Raw genomic sequence first — 21,300 nt, 5'->3', positions numbered from 1 at the left:
TCGGCCCCTGCGACGCTCACAAGTTCGCGCGCATGCGCGGGGCGTTATGTGTTACTGGAGGTTTTGTGACAATAATTTTTGACCTTAAGTCAGAACCTTGTGAGTGGGCAACAGATATAAATGAAGAAATTGCTGCTGCCTTTCCCAGTTTTTTCGATCAAAACCCTCTTGTAGGTTCAGATGAGTGGTGGGAGTCTTCTGAATTTGAAATTACAAACGGGAAGATTAGCCATGCAGGTCCCTTGCTTGAAAATGGTGAATTGGTTGATGTTATTTCCATCGAAATATTAGATAACGACTACCACAGTGCCGGTGGATATCCAGAACAACTTATTGATCGTGAAGACTTTTGGTTGCATGAAGCTGTAGCGGTCGATAAATTAGTTGAAACCAAGTCAATTACAATTATGCCATCTGGAGAGTTGGACGAAACCTCCATTTATTTAGAAACAAAGGTCCGAGTTTGGTAACACATAACAAACCAAGTTATCGGACAATCAGTCACTGGCTGCGCCACAGCGTTCTCGCTTTCCGCTGCTTGGGTTGTTATGAGTAAATCTTGTATTAAGGAGCTTCATCAAGTGTCAGAAAAATCAAAAATGCTAGCAGGGGAATTGTATGATCCTAGCAATAAAGAACTTGTTGAGATGAGATTAAGTGCTCGCCTAACGACAGAGAAGTTAAATCAAACCTCTGTAGCAGATTTACAGGTAAGAACTAAATTATTAAAGTCTCTGTTCGGTAGTACGGGTAAAAATATACATATTGAGTCAATATTTAACTGTGATTACGGTTCTAACATTCACGTTGGAGAAAATTTTTACGTTAACTTTGGGTGTGTTATTTTAGATGTAGCAGAGGTTCGAATTGGCGACAATTGTATGATTGCACCACAAGTAGGCATTTATACTGCAACCCACCCCTTAGACCCAATTGAGAGAAATAGCGGACTAGAACTTGCCAAACCAATTACTATCGGAGATAACTGCTGGATTGGGGGGCACGCAACAATTAATCCTGGAGTGACTTTAGGTGATAACGTAGTTGTTGCTTCAGGGGCAGTAGTTACAAAGAGCTTTGGTAGCAATGTTGTCATCGGTGGTAATCCTGCGAAAGTAATTAAACAGATTACAACTACGGTGTAACTTACTCATAATAAGTCGTTTAAAAGGACAAAAAACCGTTGGCTTTTGCTCCTTCGTCGCTAATTTTAGTCAATAATTTTTTTCCTTTTAACTATTCGTTACACATAGAAAATTTAACCTGAAACTCACGAATTAACATTAATGTTCCAACTCGGAAATGTCCAAAAGTGAGTTTGAAAGTGATCAAACTTTATAATCAAAAAATGATATTCGGTTGTCTAATCTTTGTTGATATAAGTTATCCAATAGCCAGTTTGGTTGATGGATAACGCAGCTTGGTAGTCCGAGGGCTCGCGAGGAAATAGGCCAATGTTAATGGTCCTAAGCGTCCCATAAACATCAGGAAGATAATGATAAGTTCGCCAGCGCTAGACAGATTGGCAGTTAAACCTCTTGATAAGCCAACTGTACCTAGGGCCGAGATTGCCTCAAAAATGATATCCAACATAGGGGCTTTCTCACTGAGTAACAGAGAAAATATGGCTAAACAACTGACTCCGATAGACATGATGGTTAACGCAAACGCTTTGCTGACGGTTTCTTTTGGAATTTCACGTTTAAACACGTAAACCGCTTCATCACGTCTAAAATAGGAGTAAGTGGCTAATATTAAAATCATAAATGTCACCACTTTTATGCCACTTGCGGTACTCATCGAGCCGCCACCGATAAACATTAACATCAACATGACTGCTGTAGTTGCATCTTCAAGTTGATCAATCGCCAGTGTATTAAAGCCCGCAGTTCTGGGGGTTAATGCTTGAAACCAAGACGCTAACCATTTTCCAGACTCGCTCAGTGGCGCTAATGTATTTGGGTTATCATATTCAATAAGGTAAATCAGGATAACAGCGATTGCATTAATGAAGATGGTTCCCAAGATCATCATTCTGCTATAGACAGTTAAACGCGCCCATTTTCGATTTCGATTAAGATCAATCCAAACAGAAAATCCTAGTCCGCCAATAACAAACAGCGACGTAATCGTTATATTCACCACTACATCATCAACGTAAGGCATCAAGCTGTCCGCACTGAGTGCAAAACCAGCATTGTTAAATGCACTTATAGTATAAAAAAAGCCATGAAATAGGCTTTTTTCCCAACCTAATTCATTACGCCAATACAGGGTCAAAATTAGCATACCAATGCACTCAACAATGAGCGCAAAAATGATCACTGATTTCGCTGTTGAAACTAAGGTTGACGAGTCGGTTTGATTAAATGCTTCTCGAGCGACAGTACTTTGTAAAAAGCCAATCTTACCCCCTAATGCGATTAAGGTCACAATGGCAAAAGTCATCAAACCCAAACCACCACATTGAATTAATATGGCAATAACAATCTGACCAAAAGGCGTGAAAGCCGTACCAGTATCAACAACGACTAATCCTGTTACCGTTACCGCTGAGGTGGCAGTGAAGATACTTTGAAGCCAGTTTATTGGGACATAAGTGGCTATCGGTAATTTTAATAACACTGACCCGAGTAAGATTAATACGACAAAGCTGCCACATAAGATAAGCGGCGGTGCTGCAAATAATTTCTTACCCGCTTTGGGTTTTCGCTCAATAGGCGTGATAGAGGGATGCCATAAAATCATGTTATACCAGCCTTGGCGCAACGTATTTTAATTGAGCACGCGTGCCACACAGCAGCAAAATGTCGTTAGCCTGTAATACAAATAAAGGCTCGAGCTGAGAGAAAATAGTTTCCTCCCGTTTAACCATTATTGGCTTAATGGTGTTTTTTACGTCGCCTAATACTTGCGATAATGTCTGACCGTTGAGGATCTGTTTTATATGGATCTCCACAACATAAATGCCATGACCAATGGCAAGATAATTATTCACCATAGGATAATTGAGTGACTGAGCCACTCGAATGCCCATTTCATCTTCGGGATGAATGATCCTTTGTACCCCGAGTTTAGACACAATAGTATGATGGGCTTTGGTACTGGCTTTTACCCATATATTTTTAACACCAATATTTTTAAGGGCCAGAGTACAGAGCAAACTTGATTGCATGTCCTCTCCAATTGCCACCAACACCGCCTCACTCGTGCACAGATTAAGCTCCCTCAAAACGCTTTCATCAGAAGAGTCGCATATAACCGACTCGGTTAGATCTTCTGCGTATTTCTCGACAATTTTAGGGTCAAGATCCACGCCTGTTACCGTGTGCCCTAAATGGATCAGCTCTAAAGAAGCTGACACTCCAAAACGGCCTAAGCCAATTACTGTAAAATGTGCCATTTATGACCTGTATTTTTGTTGATAAAAAGAAAACGAAATAGCCTGATCGATAACTTGATATACCGAGCGATCACTGATCATCAGGATCCGCCGCTATATTTAATCGATAACCTAATCCGGCTTCGGTTTTGATAAATGGTTGCTCAGCAGTGTTATTGAGTTTTTTACGTAATTGGCTAACCATAATTCTCAGATAATGAGTGTCCTCCTGATGACTCGGTCCCCAAATCCGTTTGAGCAGGACTTCTTGCTTAACCAGATTTCCCGGCTGAGCCAGTAAAAGCTCAATAAAGGCGAACTCTTTTTTTGTTAGCGCTAATTCATTACCATTAATCCAGAACTGATGAGTACTTTTTTGTAAGCTTAATGCCCCATGTTTGATTACATCTGTGACAGGCTCATTGACGACTAAATCTCTCACTAATACCTTAATACGTGCGATTAACTCTCTTACACCAAAGGGTTTGATCAGATAATCGTTTGCTCCTGCCTCTAATAGGCGGATTTTTTCGTCTTCCTGATCTCTTGCTGTCAAAATAAGCACAGGTGTTTTGCTGCTGTGGCGAACATAGTTAAGGAAATCTATGCCATCTCCATCAGGTAAACCTAAGTCTAAAATAATCACTTCAGGACGCTGTTGATTGAATATAGTTTTAGCTTCTTCAATAGACTGCGCACCAACATAGCAATAACCTTCAGCCGTTAACGAAATACGAATAAAGGTATGAATTTGCGGTTCATCATCAACGACCAGTATTTTATAAGTCATTTATGCCTCAGGTTTACTTATGGGGAGCGCAATGCGGATTAAACAGCCTTGCTCAACAGGAATGAATGAAATATGGCCTTGATGCGCGGCAATTATCCCTTTTGAAACGGCAAGTCCAATACCCGATCCACTGCCAGAGTCACTAGGTTGGTGATCGTGGCTTGAATAAAAAAGCTCAAATATATTGTCTGCGTATTTGGGATCAATGCCTTGGCCATGATCTTGGACATCAATATGAACATAATCTTGGGCGCAATAAAGGCTGATACTGACAGATTTATTTTTCGGGGAATATCGGAGGGCATTATCAACAACATTAAATATCGCCTGCTCAATCAATGAGCTACTAATGTATAACTGCGAAACCTTTTCCGTGTTCAAGGCAATTCGGTTCGAGCCATCGCTAAAACGTTCAACAACACGATCAATCACACTAACAATAGACACAGGCAGTTTTTTAAACGTTAATGTTCCATGCTGCATCCTGGTTGCTTGCAGTAAGTTTTCAATGTATTGATGTAATCGATGACTTTCAGCTGTTGCACTATCGAGCAACTCCTGCTTTTCAAACTCGCTAAGTTTAGCCATGTATTCTTTGAGTGTCGTTAATGTGCCAATAATGGTCGCCAGTGGCGTTCTCAGATCGTGAGACACAGACAACAAGATACTATTTCTAAGTTGTGCCTGCTTTAATTCATGCTGTTGACGACGGTAATGTTGCGCCAGTTTGCTGGTAGCAAATGCCACAAAAATAAACACCAGTAAATTCATGATGTCGTTAATGTTGAACATTTGTAGTGAATAACGCGGCGTGGTGAACAAAAAATTGAAGCTTAATGCTTCAATGATGGCAGAAAAATAGGCAAGCTTGATGCTACATTGCAACGCGATAACCACGATGGCCAATTGTAATAGCAATAATATTACAGCTGGTGAACCCCACACATAATCGATAATCCAGGTACTTGTTAATACCAAAAATAGCACTACAAAACTAAAAATATAGCGAGTTGAAATTAAATTTGCCCACATAATGCTGTTTATCACTTAAAATTCAGTGAAGTAACAATATCAAATGACAAGCAGTATATCGCGTAAAAAAACCGTAAAATTATCAATTGTACTGAATACAATAGAGCAGTAGGCTACACTGCAAAATAGCGTTTAACGGCTATTTTTATCGTGGTGATAACCTAAGTCGCGTTGAATAAGTTAGAAACCACAATGAGGTAGTACGATCTTAGATGGATAAATTACTGGCGTTGAAAATGTTTGTTGAGACAGTTGATGCGAAGGGATTTTCATCGGCGGCACGCAATCTTTCGGTGGCTACGTCATCGGTAACCCGCATGGTCGATTCGCTTGAATCTGAGCTCGGTACCGTGCTGTTAAACCGTTCAACTCGTCAAATTACTGTGTCTGATGCGGGCATGGCTTATTACATGAGTGCGAGGAAAATTCTCGACAGCGTGTTAGATGCCGATGAACAAATAAAAGACAGCCAAGATGAGGTATCAGGTCCACTGCGCGTGACAGTGCCAACAACATTTGGCGGTTTTGTTATTGCACCACACATTGGCCGTTTTTTGCATCAATACCCCAAATTAGATTTGGATTTGCAGCTCAGTGATGACATTACTGATTTATTTACCCAGCGCATCGATCTCTCCATCAGGTTGGGCTCTGCTGCACCGACCGAAGAGTTAATCAGTCGACCCCTAGGTCAGTTTCGACGGCTAGTGGTTGCCAGTCCAGAGTATATAAAACAATATGGCCTGCCACAGCAACCAGCAGATTTGTTACATCACCAATGTTTGCGCTTTAGTAGTCAGCTGGTCTGGACGTTTTTGTCTGAAGACGAAGAGCAACGGATCCCTATTAAAGGTAAGCTAAAGACCAATAATGTCGAAGTGATCAGAGAAGTGGTGTTATCAGGCCATGGTATTGCTTTATTACCAGATTGGTTAATTCAACAAGACATTAATAGTGGTCAAATGATCAGTTTACTGACGTCATATCAAGTTAATCCCAACAGTTCCAGTGCAGCAATTTCGGCCTTATATTTACCTAATCATCGTGGTTCGAGAAGGGTTAATGCGTTTATCGATTTTATTAGAGAGATAGTTACATAATCAGTGATTAACTCACAGGTTCATAAACTGATATACGTTACGGGTGAGTGTTGCAAAATAAGCAATAGTGTTTTGCGTCCAGTCGATATTCTGCTGTGATAGTTATTCCTTTATCATGTCTGATTAAAATCATCACTACGCTTGAGCTCTCGTCTCTGGGTAATAATCTCTTCGTTAGCGTGATTATTACCAGCTAAGCTATGGCACAATTTTACGTATCTACCTAAGCCACTTGAAACAATTTTATCAACGGGTTAACAGTATTTAGCTGATTGTTGATAAATAGGCTAATGGTGTAGTGAGGAAAAATAAGACTAAACCTAAGTCGTTTAGATCTATTGTTACCACGAATATATATTTACTACTGACGCCGATCCATGAGTCACCTGTGTCACCTTATACCAACAAGGAAACCTTTTTATGAGTCATTTGTTTGAATCCCTGAAAATGGGTCAGTTAACTTTGGAAAACCGGGTCATTATTGCGCCAATGTGTCAGTATTCAGCAGATGAAGGCGCCGCAACGGATTGGCATACTTTGCATTGGGGACGATTTGCATTATCTGGTGCAGGATTGTTCATTCTTGAAGCCACGGCGGTCAATCCGACTGGGCGTATTACCTATGCCGATTTGGGATTATGGGACGATAGAACAGAGCAGGCAATCGCTAAATCATTGGCTGTTGCTCGCCGTTATTCCACTATGCCCATTGCCATTCAGTTGTCACATGCTGGCCGTAAGGCATCAACTCAAAAACCATGGGATGGTGGCAATATTATCGCTGCTGATCAACCGAACGGATGGCGACCCGTTGCCCCCTCACCAATACCGTTTACCCTTGATGGACCGCGACCAGAAGCCGCCAGCATTATCGATATTGGTCATATTGTGGCAGATTTTGCCGCCGCGGCTAAACGTGCAGAGCGATTAGGCATTGATGCCATCGAAGTGCATGCTGCCCATGGATATTTAATCCATCAATTTTTATCTCCATTGTCGAATCAGCGTGATGACCAATACGGTGGAAGCATTGAGAACCGTATGCGTTTATTGCTCGAGATCATTGATGCCATCCGCGCTGCAGTATCCGATAAGATCACGCTTGGAGTGCGTATTTCAGCTACCGATTGGGTCGATGGTGGCTGGGATCTTGAGCAAAGTATTATATTAGCCAAAGCCCTTAGCGTTAAGGGTTGTCAGTTTATTCATGTCAGCACAGCAGGATTAAGTCCTCAACAACAGATCCCCGTTGCACCAGAGTTTCAGGTGCCATTTGCTGATGCCATAAAACACGCTGTTGATATCCCGGTTATTGCGGTGGGCCTAATAGACAAGCCAAAGGCGGCCGATGAGATCATCGCCACTGGCAAGGCCGATGCCGTGGCATTAGCTCGAGGGATCCTTTACAACCCACATTGGGTTTGGCATGCGGCCGCTGAATTAGGGGCACAAGTGACTGCACCACCGCAGTATCTTCGCTCGTCACCTCATGGTATGCCTTCGCCCATTAAGTAGTGCCATTTAAGCGCTATCCCTTATTACGCCAGCGTGCTTTGTATCAAGGGTTAATGTTTGCATCATTCAGCTTGTTTTGGACCGCTGCGCCATTACTGTTGTCATATGTCTACGGGTTAAGCCAAACGCAAATTGCTTTGTTTGCATTAGTTGGTGCAATAGGTGCTGTTGCTGCGCCTATTGCGGGACGAATGGCGGATGCGGGGCACACCGAAAAATCTCAAAGTTTGCCATGGTGCTAGCCGTGATTAGTTTTGTTCCGGGTTTTTTTAACCTGCCGTATGGTGTGATATTTCTGGCGCTAACCGGCGTATTACTCGACTTTGCCGTGCAAATGAATATGGTGCTAGGTCAGCGAGCCGTCTACACACTTGATCCACACAGTCGTGGTCATTTGAATGCACTATATATGACGAGTATTTTTATTGGTGGCGCCCTTGGTTCTATATTGGCCAGTGTTGTGTATGCCCATGGTGGTTGGATTTACGTCGCGGCAATTGGCAGTGCTTTGCCATTGTTGGCACTCATTCTATTTATGAGAATATCAGCGCTAAGTACTTCAAATAGTCAAAAACAGGTGCATGTCTAAGTTCATATAACCGAGAGGGGGGGGATACACCAACAGTTTGCCCTCAAACTCAGACATCTTTGCCACCTCTGTGTTATGTCTCAAAGCTTGTTTAGAGCATCAATTAAATACAATCAATTGCCTTCGGCAGGGGGTAATAAATATATAAGTATTTATGATGTTGAGATGAATTTAATGGGAGACTCCGGAATAGTTGCTGTTTTCGACCGCCTCAGAGATATGCCCTCAATCACTTAGCTCTGTAGCTTTTATCCGTTTTCGGTACTCACAACCTTAAGAAAAAAATCGCAAACGGTGTTCAATTTATTTGACCGCTAAAAGTACAAGCTAAGCACTTTTAAAAATAAACCGCCTCACCGTTTCACGCACAAACTTAGACGCTTTTTATCAACAAACAAAGGTCTGCGTTAATAAAGTCACTCATATTTAGGCCAAAGGTAGGTTTAATGGATAAATTACTGTCCCGCAGTGATTGAGTTGACATACTTGTCTGATTAATTCGTCTACAATCAATGCATGCATAATAAAAAGCTCACCCAATGAAAAACCAAAGTAAAACATTGACTAAGCCACTTAAGGATTACAGTAGGTTGGCTGTGGTGAATACACCTATCATTGTGGGTATTGGTGCTTCAGCTGGTGGCTTGGAAGCATTGGCAGATTTTTTTTCCCATGTATTAACTCCCAGCAGCATTGCATTTGTTGTTATTCAACACCTTGACCCAACTCGCAAAAGCATTATGCCTGAGCTTTTGCAACGCACGACCTTAATGAAAGTCACCCAAGCCAGCAATGGGATGGAAGTTAAGCCGAACTGTGTATATGTGATACCACCTAATAAAGATTTATCTATGCTTCACGGATCGCTATTTCTACTTGATCCAACCGCCAGTCGCGGATTGCGTTTACCGATTGATTTCTTTTTTCGGGCCTTGGCTAATGATCAGAATGAGCGGGCTGTAGGGGTTATTTTGTCTGGTATGGGGTCTGATGGCACCCTAGGTTTACGCGCCATTAAAGAAAATGCTGGGGTGTCTGTGGTGCAGTCACCTGAGTTTGCCAAATTTGATTCAATGCCTTATAGCGCGATTAATACTGGACTGGCTGACATCGTTGCTCCTGCTGAAGCTTTACCAGAACAGATTATCGCTTTTCTCAAACATAGCCCTCGCGGTGTGCCAAACGATTTTGAGTCGAGTGCGGAGCTCATGTCAACAAGCGCGCTTGAGCGGATCATTATTATCTTACGTGGACGCAGTGGTAATGACTTTTCACTGTACAAGAAAAATACTATCTATCGTCGTATAGAAAGACGTATAGATTTGCATCAGCTTAAAAACATTGAACTTTACGCGCACTATTTGCGTGATAATCCGCAAGAGCAAGACCTGCTGTTCAAAGAAATATTGATAGGCGTTACTCATTTTTTTCGAGACCAAAAAGTGTGGGCGCAGCTTAAGCGCGTCTCACTTCCTGCACTGTTAGCCCATTATCCACAAGGTAAACAACTTCGAGCATGGGTAACGGCTTGTTCTACCGGCGAGGAGGCTTACTCGCTTGCGATGACGATTATGGATGTATTGGATGACGTTAAGCCAAAAGGGCATTTCACACTACAGGTATTTGCAACTGATCTTGGTGAGGATGCCATCAATGTTGCACGAAAAGGTTATTACCCAGCAAGTATTGAGGCTGATGTCTCGCCAGAGCAATTGAATCGATACTTCATTAAAGATGGAAGTGGTTATCGCATCAATAAGCGCATTCGAGACATGGTCATTTTTGCGCCACAAAATATCATCATGGATCCACCGTTCACTAAGTTAGATATTGTTACCTGTCGTAATCTGCTGATTTATTTGGGACCGGAATTACAAAAAAAGTTAATCCCCTTGTTCCACTACTCATTAACTTCTCAAGGTATGTTAATTTTGGGAAGTGCTGAAACCATTGGTCATTACACTTCGTTGTTCTCAGAGCTCAAAGAAAATACACGCATATACACCCGCATTGATGGCCCTGCACCGCAGACGGAAGTCGACTTTTTACCCAGGATATTTCCGATTATATCTTTGGTAGAAAGTGAACCTGAGAGAACCAGTAAGATGACTACAACGATTACTAATCTACAAATGCAGGCAGATCAACTTCTCCTACAGCACTTTTCTCCAGCAGCGGTTTTGGTTAATGCGGCAGGTGACATTATTTATATTAATGGCCGCACTGGAAAATATTTAGAACCCGCGGCAGGAAAAGCCAACTGGAATATTCATGTGATGGTGCGTGAAGAACTGCAATATCAACTTGACCTGGCTATGAAGAATGCCCAGATGCAAGTCGATCCCGTAATCATTAAAAATCTAAGCATAGACACATGTACGATCAATTTGACCGTACAAGCTATTTCTAAACCAAAAGCTTTGCTCGGCTTGATGATGGTGGTCTTTACTGAGGTGGCGACACCGCCCCCATATCCGCGTAGAAAAAGCGATTCACTAGCCAAAGAAACTCAGGCCGAACTGCAACAGGCCTATGACGAAATACAATCACTTCGCGAACAAATGCAATCTTCTCAAGAAGAGCTAAGGGCTGCCAATGAAGAGCTACAATCTGCCAATGAGGAATTGCAATCTACCAATGAAGAATTGACCACATCCAAAGAAGAGATGCAGTCAATGAATGAAGAATTGCAAACCGTCAATAATGAGCTGCAATCAAAAGTGGATGATTTGTCATGGGTCAATAACGACATGAAAAATCTGCTTAATAGTACCCAAATTGCCACCATTTTTCTGGATAATGAACTGCATGTTCGCCGCTTCACTAACTATGCGACGCATTTATTTAAGCTTATCCAAAGTGATGTGGGCCGTGCGTTGTCTGATATCGTTACGGAATTAGATTATGTCCTGCTACAAGAGGATTCAAAGGAAGTATTGAAGACGCTTATCTTCATCGAAAAAGAAATAACCGCTAAAAACCAACGCTGGTTCAAAGTCCGTATCATGCCTTACCGTACCCAAGATGATGTAATTGATGGTGTGGTGATCACCTTTACCGATATCAGTGAAGCCAAGCTGCTTGAATCAGAGTTACGTAAGATCAGGCCTAGCTTATGAAGACTACTCCTAAGTCAGCCAAGCAGTCTACCAAAGTGCTACGTGAGCGTGCGGAAGCTAAACTGAAAAAACAAACTAGTGATACTCAATCTCCTTCTAGTGACTATGAAGCCAAAAAGATGCTCCATGAGTTGCAGGTTCATCAGATTGAATTGGAAATGCAAAATGAGGAGTTAAAGCAAGCTCGGATAACAGAACGGTTATATTATCGTTACACCGAGTTATTTGAATTTGCTCCGATTGCTTACTTTGTATTTGATCTCAATGGCATGATTAGTCAAGTCAATTTACGAGGTGCCAGCCTATTGGGTATTGATCGCGATCACTTAGTCGGCAAACCGTTTTCGCACTATGTCACAGCACAATATCGGGAAATTTTTAAACGTTGCTTAGGAAAAGCTTTTAGCGGTAGTGGTATTCAATCTTGCGAAGTATTAGGCCAAGTGAGTAATAATACGCTTTGGCTCGATATTGAGGCTAATCTCGGTATCACTGGCACAGACTGTCTTGCTGCTATGATTGACATCAGTGATAGAAAACAAGCTGAAGATAGTCAAAACCGAGCTAACAAAGAGCTCGCCTTTCAAAACCAAGAGAAAGATAAGCGGGCAGACGAGTTGGTTCTGGCCAACGCAGACAAAGAACAGCGCGCCAACGAATTAGCCCTTGCTAACATAGAGCTGGCCTTTCAAAACCAAGAGAAAGATAAGCGGGCAGACGAGTTGGTTCTGGCCAACGCAGACAAAGAACAGCGCGCCAACGAATTAGCCCTTGCTAACATAGAGCTGGCTTTTCAAAACCAAGAGAAAGATAAGCGGGCAGATGAGTTGGTTCTGGCCAATGCAGACAAAGAGCTGCGTGCTAATGAATTAGCCCTTGCTAACATAGAACTGGCTTTTCAAAACCAAGAGAAAGATAAGCGGGCAGACGAGTTGGTTCTGGCCAATGCAGACAAAGAGCAACGTGCTAATGAATTAGCCCTTGCTAACACAGAGCTGGCTTTTCAAAACCAAGAGAAAGATAAGCGGGCAGACGAGTTAGTTCTGGCCAACGCAGAGAAAGAGCAGCGCGTAAAACAATTAGCCCTTGCCGCCAAGGTATTCACTCATGCTCGTGAAAGCATTATGATCACGGATGCTGAAGGTCTTATTATCGAAGTCAATAAGACCTTCAGTGACATCACAGGTTACAGCCGTGAAGAGGCCATAGGGAAAACCCCTCGTATTCTCAAGTCAGAACGTCAATCACCAGAGTTCTATGTTGATATGTGGCAAGCCATCGTCAACGAAGGATACTGGTATGGCGAAATTTGGAATCACCGTAAAAATAATGAAGTGTATGCAGTAATGCAGACCATCAGTGCAGTTCGTGATGTAAACGGTATAACGACCCATTATGTCTCTTTAGCGAGCGACATTACGCCGATGAAGCAGCATCAAGAACAATTAGAACGTATTGCTCATTATGATGTACTGACCAATTTGCCCAATCGGGTATTGCTGGCAGACAGATTATCCCAAGCCATGCTGCAGTGCAGTCGGCACGGGCAGTCCTTAGCGGTGGTATTTCTAGATTTAGATGGTTTTAAAACGGTCAACGATGCCTATGGGCATGATATCGGTGATGAACTGCTTATTGCACTATCGATCCGGATGAAAGAGGCGCTTCGTGAAGGTGACAGCTTAAGCCGCATTGGCGGTGATGAATTTGTCGCTGTGTTGGCCGATTTAGCCAAAGTTGAAGATTGTGAGCCAGTATTGGAGCGGCTATTATTGGCCGCGTCAGAGCCTGTAACCGTTAGTGGTGTGGTACTCAATATATCGGCTAGTATTGGTGTTACGCTTTATCCGCGAGATAATGTAGATGCTGATTTACTGATGAGGCATGCCGACCAAGCTATGTATATGGCTAAAGAATCCGGCAAGAATCGTTATCATTTATTTGATACCGCGCAAGATGATGCCGTTAAAATACAACGAGAAAGTCTAGAGGCTATTCGCTATGCTTTAGATCATCATCAGTTTGTCCTCTATTACCAACCTAAAGTTAATATGAAGATAGGTACAGTGGTGGGCGTTGAGGCGCTTATTCGTTGGCAACATCCAGAGCGCGGATTATTAAGTCCAATCGAGTTTTTACCTGTAATTGAAAACCACACCATGATGATTGAAATAGGTGAATGGGTTATTGATACCGCATTAACACAAATCGGCCAATGGCAAGCTATGGAACTTGATCTCCCGGTAAGCACTAGCGTTAACATTGCGGCAGTACAATTAATGCAGCCTGGCTTCATACAGACGTTAACGGATCTTCTCGCTGCCCACCCCAATGTTGAACCTCGCTATTTAGAGCTAGAGATGTTGGAAACCAGCGCATTAGAAGATGTTAATCATGTGTCAATTATCATGAATGACTGCATGAGCCTAGGTGTCCATTTTGCTTTAGATGATTTCGGCACTGGCTATTCGTCGCTAACTTACCTTAGGCGCTTGCCTGCCAGTTTGATTAAGATAGATCAGAGCTTTGTCAAAGACATGTTGAGTAATATTGACGATTTCGCCATTGTTGAAGGCGTAATCGCCCTAGCGAAATCATTTAAACGTGACGTGATTGCTGAAGGTGTTGAAACCGTTGAACATGGCACTGCATTATTACAACTAGGCTGTGAATTAGCACAAGGTTATGGCATTGCCAGACCTATGCCTGCCTGTGATATCCCCGCGTGGATGAATAACTGGAAGCCTGATGCGAGTTGGCAATGATTAAAATCCATCGATTATTTTCCGTAGGGCGATTGGCCAACTTCTTCAGCGACTAACCATACTCGCATATCAAATTCTAATTGATGGTAATCGGCGAGCATAAAAGTACACAGCTGATAAAAAGCTTTGTTGTGTTCTTTTTCGCGCAAGTGGGCCAGTTCGTGCACCACGACCATTTGTAAAAGCTCAAACGGAATATGCTTTAAGTGTGAGGCTATTCTAATCTCATTTTTGGCTTTGACTTTATTGCCTTGACGGCGATTAACATAAGAATGCAAACCTAGCGCGTGATGGCTCAAGCTAATTTTTTCATCAAAAATGACTTTGGCTAATGGGTCTGACTGACGCATGTAGGTGTTTTTTAATGCGATGGCCATATCATATAAGGCTTTGTCTGTACGTACTTGGTGTACTTTGGGGTAGCGGGTTAGAAAGTGATCACCCAATGCATTGGTATCAACCAATTGGCGGATTTTATCAACCACATCAGGCCGATAACCGTTTAGGTAACGTAAAGGGCTCTGTTCACTCTGCTGTTTTTTGATATCTGCGCTAGTGACTAGCAGGCTGAGGTCTGCTTTTGGTTTTAATGACTGGCTCGCCGATTTGACTGGCATTTTAGGCGGGGCTTTGAGCGTTTTAGTTTTAGTGTCTGTCATAAATCAACTGATTAGTTCTGGCGCTACCGCGACCGTTTTTTCGGTATGGGTAACGCCACAATACAACGGTTCTGTGTTTACACTTTACCGAAAATGAGTCGATTATGTTGAACATAAGCAACGTCAAAAGCATTTAACTGGACGCGTTTTAGGTCCAATGAGTCAAAGTCAACTTGTGGTGGGTTGCGCTTTAGTTGCTCTTTAATGGTTAAAGGAGAAATAAGCGAAACCGGAAGGTCCATTAATTGTAGTGTCGCTTCAAGTTTGAAGCTGGTAGCACTACCAGCAAATTTACCTTTTTGCTCACGTTCAATAATGGCGATTTCATCAACTTTATAATCGCTCATTAGTTTTTTAAACGCAAAATCAAATTCACGAATGGATTCAGTGCTAGCTGATTGTGAAATACTGAATGAAACTTTACGACATGCTGGCACGTTAAACGTTTCGCCTTCATAGGTCAGTAAACAGATAATGGCTTCGCCGCCTTTTAATTCCACACCACAAATTTTCATGTTAATCCTTACTGGTTTATTCATACGATAATGCTGTTAGCATGTTCGTTATTGTTCATTTGTTGTAGGGCAGTGTTCTGCCCTACATTGATTATTCTGTCATCGCAGTTTATCAGCGATTGATGTGCCGTTTAGTCTTCTGTTGTTCCGTCGTCTTCAATAATGACAATCGGTTTAACTTTACGGCGCACAGGTGCATCACCTACATCAACCCCGGTAATAAAGCGTTTATCACTCTTAGGGGCTGCTTTGGCTTTTTTCGCCACGCTAGCTCTATTGCTGGTTACGGCTGCTTTTGCACTGGTACCGGCTTTAGCTGCTTGAGGCTTGTCTTTTAGGCCATTAAATTTGGCTTTTAAACCTTCAACCACAGTGAAGTCAAAGTTTTTACGTAAAAATAGTTGGATTTTTTTAAAGCTGTCCCAATCTTTAGGGCCCACAAACGACACAGCATCGCCTTTAGCGCCTGCGCGACCTGTTCGGCCAATACGATGGACATACTCTTCTGCAAACTTTGGCATATCAAAGTTAATCACTAAGGAGACGTTGATTAAATCAAGGCCACGTGATGCCACATCGGTAGTCACCAGTATTTGCGATTGGCCTCGAGCAAATTGATCCATAATTTGGTTACGAGCCGATTGCTTCAAATCACCACTGAGCGCTGAGGTCGCAAAACCTTGTGCGGCTAACAGGGTCGCTAAACGGTCTGTATCTGAACGCGTCGCGGTAAATACAATCACTTGCTTATGCTGTTCTTGGCTTAATATATGCTGCAACAAGGCTTGTTTATGGTCTAAATGGTCAACCAAAATAATCCGTTGTTCAATATCTTTGTGTTCACTGTAAGACTCACCAATGGATACATGGCTTGGGGTTTTCAGTAATGTTGCTGCAATATCACCTATGCTGTCATGATCTAAAGTGGCCGAAAACATTAAGGTTTGGCGACGTTTATGATCGGCGGCATCGTTGATGGCTTTTAATTGCGGGGCAAAACCTAAATCGAGCATGCGGTCTGCTTCGTCTAGCACCAACAATTCTAAGCCGTTTAAATATAAGTGGCGTTGTTGTAAGTGATCGGCAATACGCCCTGGTGTGGCAACGATAAAATGCGGATCTCTGGCCAAGGCTTTAGCTTGGTCGTTAAAGTTCTCACCACCAAGTACGCTAATGGCTTTATATTGAGTATTAGCAACTAATAAACGTAATTGGCCATAAACTTGTTGGGCGAGTTCTCGCGTAGGTAACAAAATCAATACCCGCGGATCTTTTTTCGACAATGCTCTGGTGGATATCACTCGCTGCATAGCAGGCAACAAAAACGCTAAGGTTTTACCTGAGCCGGTTTTAGACGATGCCATTAAATCTTTACCTGATAAGGCAATGGGAAGTGCTTGCGCTTGAACATCGGTAGGCGTAGAAATGCCAAGGTGCTTTAAACTGTCAAGCAGGCGCTTGTCCAACGAAAAATCGGTAAATTGCAAAGGTAGATCCCCTAAAAAATGTAAGCCGACGATTATAGCTGTTTCACCTTGCTATAGCCAACAAGAGTCGCTTTAGTTATGCTATTTTTTAGCATTATATTATTGCCTGAGTTCGACGAGGTCATTGGTCGACTAAGCCGAGCTTTATGGTAAAGATGAATACAGAGTATGGAAGGAACAAAGATGACAAAGCTCACCGTGGGATTAGCGCTAGGCAGTGGAGCCGCTAAAGGTTGGGCACATATTGGGGTATTGAATGGGTTAGCCAAGTTAGACATTTACCCAGACAAAGTGGCTGGTTGTTCGGTGGGGGCGTTAGTCGGCGCAGCTTATGCCAATGATCATTTGGCTGAGCTTGAAACTTGGGTCAGTGGCTTTTCAAGCTGGGATGTACTTGGTCTAATGGATTTAGGCTGGCGTAAAGGCGGACTTATTAGTGGTGAGAAAGTGTTTGATGTTTTAGCTAACCGTATTGGTGACCTTAATATTGAACAATTGCAGCGCCCGTTTGCTGCGGTGGCGACAGATTTATATTCTGGGCAAGAGATTTGGTTTAAAGAGGGTGACTTGCGCCATGCCGTGCGTGCTTCATGTTCGATGCCTGGATTTTTACCACCCGTGCAGCAAGGTAATCGATGGGTTGTCGATGGTGCAGTCGTCAATCCGGTACCTGTTTCATTAGCCCGTTCGATGGGCGTTGATGTGGTTATTGCGGTAGATTTAAATGCTCATCGCCGAGGCCAAATGCATTTGATCCCAGAACAAGTAAAAAGCCGCAAAGCCAGTAAGTCAGAACCTATTGAACAAAAGCGTGAGCTTGAAACCGGCTTTATGGATTTATGGGGGAAAGGCAAAGAGTACATGAGTGGCTTAACCGATAAGCTGGCCATGGGCAGCTCAAAATCTCATCCTGGTATGTTGGCGGTGATGTCACAATCCATGGATATTTTAGAACAACGCCATAAACGTTCGCGTTTAATGGGCGAGCCACCTGATATTTGTATTGTGCCCGATGTGGCTGATATTGGCACCATGGAGTTTCATCGCGCCAAAGAGGCCATTGAAGCGGGTGAGCAGGCAGTTAAAGATATTCATCATTTAATTGAAGCAACCTTAAAGTAACATTTAGGCGATGTCGGACTGGTGTATTGATGGCAATATACCCGTTCGCGTCTAAGTGCTTAATGGGTGATTAATCAGGTAGTGCCTGTTAATCGTGGTACAGATATTGGTATCACATGGATGTTCAGCATCAAGGAGAGGGCGCTTATTTATTCTGGGATGCGTTATCGGCGCAATCTGTATTAGTTTGACTTATTCAATCTCATGTCGCGCCTTTTCGTCCTGATTATTCATCTTGTCGTAATGAATAAGTCACTTATACGGTTGATACTGTCATTAACGCTGTATTTGATGCCAGGTCATCGAAATAATCATCATTTTGAACGGCTAAAAACCACAACTACACGGTTACCTATGAGATAACTTGTTTGCCAAAATCTTACATCGCGATGCTGTTTTCAATTTTTTCTACCATGCGATCTCCCGTCATAAAAATCATTTTCCACACCTACAATATCTATTGCGAATAGCAAGTTATTTGCAATAAAAAGTACTGCCGACAATTATGATCTGGATCAAAGTAATACTCAGCGTTAATGTATCTAATACACTCTATATTGTGTCTTTTGTAAATTAAAGCTCTATATATAGTGCTTGTAAGGATGGTTGTATGCTTGTAGTCGTGAAAAGGGATGGATGCCGGACAGCATTTGATGGATGTCGGATCAAAGAGGCTGTTGTGGCTGCAATGGAGTCTGCAGGTCAAGCTGACCATCAATATGCGCTGCAGTTAGCGCAAACGGTTGAGCAGCAAATGGCTTGCAAAACCGAAGTTGATATTCACGAGCTACAAGATGCAGTTGAAAACTTATTAATGTCAGGACCGTTTAAGTCGGTGGCACGTCACTATATTGAGTATCGACACGACCGTGATACTCATCGTGAGACTCAGAGTAAATTAAACTGCGCTATTCGTGGTTTGGTTGAGCAATCAGACAATGCCATTTTAAACGAAAATGCCAATAAAGATGCCAAAGTGATTCCAACTCAACGAGACTTACTCGCAGGGATTGTTGCCAAGCATTACGCTAAAACTCACTTGTTACCTAAAGATGTGGTTAGCGCTCATGAGAAAGGAGAAATTCACTATCATGATCTCGACTATGCACCATTTTTCCCGATGTTTAACTGCATGCTAATTGATTTAGCTGGCATGTTAACTCATGGTTTTAAAATGGGTAATGCTGAAATTGAACCGCCTAAATCCATCTCAACAGCAACGGCGGTGACTGCGCAAATTATTGCCCAAGTGGCGAGCCATATTTACGGTGGTACAACCATTAACCGTATTGATGAAGTGTTGGCTGAGTTTGTGCAAATTAGTTATCAAAAACACCTTGCTGTGGCTCGCAAATGGCAAGTAGCCGATGTCGAAGGTTATGCAATGACGCAAACCGAAAAAGAGTGTCATGATGCATTCCAGTCGTTGGAATATGAAGTCAACACCTTGCATACCGCCAATGGCCAAACGCCGTTTGTGACCTTTGGCTTTGGTTTAGGTGTGTCGTGGGAGTCTCGCTTAATTCAGCGGTCGATGTTAACTGTGCGCATGGCTGGTTTAGGTAAAAACCGCAAAACGGCCGTCTTTCCTAAATTGGTGTTTGCCATTAAAGATGGCGTCAATCATCAAGCTACTGACGTCAATTACGACATCAAAAAGATGGCCTTAACTTGCTCAACTATGCGTATGTATCCAGATATTTTAAATTATGATCAGGTGGTTAAAGTCACTGGTTCATTTAAAACCCCCATGGGTTGTCGCTCCTTTTTGGGGGTTTATGAACAAGACGGTCAACAAGTACACGAAGGTCGCAATAATTTAGGTGTGGTCAGCCTTAACTTACCGCGTATTGCGTTAGAAGCGGGTAAAGATGAGCAGCGTTTTTATCAATTACTCGATGAACGTTTGTTAGTCGCTCGCAAAGCGTTAGACACGCGGATTGCACGCTTAACCGGGGTTAAAGCCCGTGTTGCGCCGATTTTATACATGGAAGGTGCTTGCGGTGTACGCTTAAATGCCGATGATGATGTTAGCGACATTTTTAAAAATGGCCGTGCGTCAATTTCGTTAGGCTTTATTGGCCTGCACGAAACGGTTAATGCTTTATATGGCAATGCTGAACATGTGTTTGATAACGCGCAACTACGTGACAAAGCGGTCGCCATTATTCATCATCTAAAACAAGCCACTGAATCTTGGAAGCAAGAAACCGGTTATGGTTTTAGTTTGTACAGTACCCCAAGTGAAAATTTATGTAGTCGCTTTTGCCTACTTGATACCACCCAGTTCGGTGTAGTACCTGGGGTGACTGACAAAGGCTATTACACTAATAGTTTCCATTTAGATGTTGAAAAGAAAGTGAATCCTTTTGATAAAATTGATTTTGAACAACCTTACCCAGCCATCGCTAATGGTGGGTTTATTTGCTACGGCGAATTTCCTAACATGCAAAACAACATTGAAGCACTGGAAAATGTCTGGGATTACAGCTACAGCAGGGTGCCATATTACGGCACTAACACCCCGATAGATGAGTGTTACGATTGCGGCTACATTGGTGAGTTCAATTGTACCAGCAAGGGCTTTGTCTGCCCTAAATGCGGTAACCATGAGCCTAGTAGGGTATCGGTGACTCGCCGTGTATGTGGTTATTTAGGCAGTCCTGATGCGCGGCCGTTTAACTTTGGTAAGCAAGAAGAAGTTAAACGCAGAGTGAAGCATTTATAATGCATTACAGTGCTTACCATAGTGTTGATGTGATCAACGGCGAAGGTACCCGTTGCTGCTTATTTGTTAGCGGTTGTGAACATGCCTGTAAGGGATGCTATAACCAAAGTACTTGGCGTGTAGATGCTGGCCATGTATTTAGCCAAGCGTTAGAAGATCAGATTATTGCTGATTTAACCGACAGCCGTATTTATCGGCGCGGCCTATCGTTAAGTGGTGGTGACCCACTGCATCCGGCTAACCTGGAAGCCGTATTGCAATTAGTGACTAGGGTAAATACCGAATGTCCCGATAAAGACATTTGGTTATGGACTGGTTACCAACAGGCCGATCTCACGCCACAGCAGCAAGCTGTGGTGGCATTAGTCGATGTACTTATTGACGGTAAGTTTGAACAAGATAAAGCCGATCCCGCGTTATTATGGCGCGGAAGTAGCAATCAGCAGATTTATCGTTTTAAGCGCTAGCGTTTTTTAAGACTAGTCGTTTAATGCCAG

18 protein-coding genes are annotated in these 21,300 nt (G+C 42.7%); 11 read left to right on the top strand and 7 right to left on the bottom strand.

Going from position 1 to position 21,300, the window contains the following annotated elements:
- Window positions 1–65: 65 nt before the first annotated feature.
- Together H5114_RS16095 and H5114_RS16090 are read left to right on the top strand one after the other, a co-directional pair.
- Window positions 66–470, top strand: coding sequence for a hypothetical protein (locus H5114_RS16095; protein ID WP_182723461.1), 405 nt, complete (start codon window positions 66–68; stop codon window positions 468–470).
- Between the two features lie 111 nt (window positions 471–581).
- A complete protein-coding gene (locus tag H5114_RS16090; protein ID WP_273059135.1) occupies window positions 582–1,145 on the top strand; it encodes a sugar O-acetyltransferase in 564 nt (187 codons plus the stop codon).
- Window positions 1,146–1,383: 238 nt separating this feature from the next.
- Here the strand turns inward: H5114_RS16090 and H5114_RS16085 are convergent, their stop codons facing one another.
- The 4 genes from H5114_RS16085 to H5114_RS16070 all read right to left on the bottom strand — a co-directional run bounded on the left by H5114_RS16085 (window position 1,384) and on the right by H5114_RS16070 (window position 5,204).
- Window positions 1,384–2,748: a TrkH family potassium uptake protein gene (locus H5114_RS16085; protein ID WP_182723459.1), complete on the bottom strand. Its 1,365-nt coding sequence runs from the start codon at window positions 2,746–2,748 to the stop codon at window positions 1,384–1,386.
- Window position 2,749: 1 nt separating this feature from the next.
- Complete coding sequence (locus H5114_RS16080) at window positions 2,750–3,403, bottom strand: TrkA family potassium uptake protein (protein WP_124016106.1); 654 nt, start codon at window positions 3,401–3,403, stop codon at window positions 2,750–2,752.
- A 70-nt stretch (window positions 3,404–3,473) separates the two neighbouring features.
- On the bottom strand, window positions 3,474–4,172 hold the full coding sequence (locus tag H5114_RS16075; protein WP_182723458.1) for a response regulator transcription factor: 699 nt from the start codon (window positions 4,170–4,172) through the stop codon (window positions 3,474–3,476).
- The gene (locus tag H5114_RS16070) at window positions 4,173–5,204 is read right to left on the bottom strand and encodes an ATP-binding protein (RefSeq protein WP_182723457.1); all 1,032 of its coding nucleotides are present in this window, start codon (window positions 5,202–5,204) and stop codon (window positions 4,173–4,175) included.
- A gap of 212 nt (window positions 5,205–5,416) precedes the next feature.
- Here H5114_RS16070 and H5114_RS16065 point away from each other — a divergent pair, with 212 nt between their 5' ends.
- The 6 genes from H5114_RS16065 to H5114_RS16045 all read left to right on the top strand — a co-directional run bounded on the left by H5114_RS16065 (window position 5,417) and on the right by H5114_RS16045 (window position 14,292).
- Entirely contained in the window at window positions 5,417–6,304 is an 888-nt protein-coding gene (locus H5114_RS16065) for a LysR family transcriptional regulator (RefSeq protein ID WP_182723456.1), read from the top strand.
- Window positions 6,305–6,724: 420 nt separating this feature from the next.
- The gene (locus H5114_RS16060) at window positions 6,725–7,819 is read left to right on the top strand and encodes an NADH:flavin oxidoreductase/NADH oxidase (protein ID WP_182723455.1); all 1,095 of its coding nucleotides are present in this window, start codon (window positions 6,725–6,727) and stop codon (window positions 7,817–7,819) included.
- Between the two features lie 53 nt (window positions 7,820–7,872).
- Window positions 7,873–8,061, top strand: coding sequence for a hypothetical protein (locus H5114_RS20555; protein WP_235781880.1), 189 nt, complete (start codon window positions 7,873–7,875; stop codon window positions 8,059–8,061).
- A 2-nt stretch (window positions 8,062–8,063) separates the two neighbouring features.
- A complete protein-coding gene (locus tag H5114_RS16055) occupies window positions 8,064–8,408 on the top strand; it encodes an MFS transporter (protein ID WP_235781879.1) in 345 nt (114 codons plus the stop codon).
- A gap of 539 nt (window positions 8,409–8,947) precedes the next feature.
- Complete coding sequence (locus H5114_RS16050; RefSeq protein WP_220492596.1) at window positions 8,948–11,527, top strand: chemotaxis protein CheB; 2,580 nt, start codon at window positions 8,948–8,950, stop codon at window positions 11,525–11,527.
- Complete coding sequence (locus tag H5114_RS16045; RefSeq protein WP_182723454.1) at window positions 11,524–14,292, top strand: EAL domain-containing protein; 2,769 nt, start codon at window positions 11,524–11,526, stop codon at window positions 14,290–14,292. The genes H5114_RS16050 and H5114_RS16045 overlap by 4 nt, the downstream gene beginning before the upstream one ends.
- Window positions 14,293–14,306: 14 nt before the next feature.
- Here H5114_RS16045 and H5114_RS16040 read toward each other — a convergent pair whose 3' ends face one another.
- From H5114_RS16040 to H5114_RS16030, 3 genes are all read right to left on the bottom strand, one after another.
- Window positions 14,307–14,909: a YgjP-like metallopeptidase domain-containing protein gene (locus H5114_RS16040; protein ID WP_259395322.1), complete on the bottom strand. Its 603-nt coding sequence runs from the start codon at window positions 14,907–14,909 to the stop codon at window positions 14,307–14,309.
- Between the two features lie 119 nt (window positions 14,910–15,028).
- Window positions 15,029–15,466: a DUF3010 family protein gene (locus H5114_RS16035; protein ID WP_124016100.1), complete on the bottom strand. Its 438-nt coding sequence runs from the start codon at window positions 15,464–15,466 to the stop codon at window positions 15,029–15,031.
- A gap of 131 nt (window positions 15,467–15,597) precedes the next feature.
- Entirely contained in the window at window positions 15,598–16,953 is a 1,356-nt protein-coding gene (locus tag H5114_RS16030) for a DEAD/DEAH box helicase (RefSeq protein WP_124016099.1), read from the bottom strand.
- Between the two features lie 183 nt (window positions 16,954–17,136).
- Between H5114_RS16030 and rssA the strand changes: the two genes are divergently transcribed.
- The 3 genes from rssA (at window position 17,137) to nrdG (ending at window position 21,270) form a co-directional block, all read left to right on the top strand.
- Entirely contained in the window at window positions 17,137–18,075 is a 939-nt protein-coding gene (gene rssA / locus H5114_RS16025) for a patatin-like phospholipase RssA (protein ID WP_124016098.1), read from the top strand.
- A 610-nt stretch (window positions 18,076–18,685) separates the two neighbouring features.
- Complete coding sequence (gene nrdD, locus H5114_RS16020; RefSeq protein WP_182723453.1) at window positions 18,686–20,803, top strand: anaerobic ribonucleoside-triphosphate reductase; 2,118 nt, start codon at window positions 18,686–18,688, stop codon at window positions 20,801–20,803.
- The gene (nrdG, locus tag H5114_RS16015) at window positions 20,803–21,270 is read left to right on the top strand and encodes an anaerobic ribonucleoside-triphosphate reductase-activating protein (protein ID WP_182723452.1); all 468 of its coding nucleotides are present in this window, start codon (window positions 20,803–20,805) and stop codon (window positions 21,268–21,270) included. Before nrdD ends, nrdG begins: the two co-directional genes overlap by 1 nt.
- Window positions 21,271–21,300 lie beyond the last annotated feature (30 nt).

Origin of the sequence: Shewanella sp. SR43-8 (genome assembly GCF_014163775.1) — a bacterium.
GTDB classification, from domain to species: domain Bacteria; phylum Pseudomonadota; class Gammaproteobacteria; order Enterobacterales; family Shewanellaceae; genus Shewanella; species Shewanella vesiculosa.
This window is presented reverse-complemented; position numbering and strand designations above follow the sequence as displayed.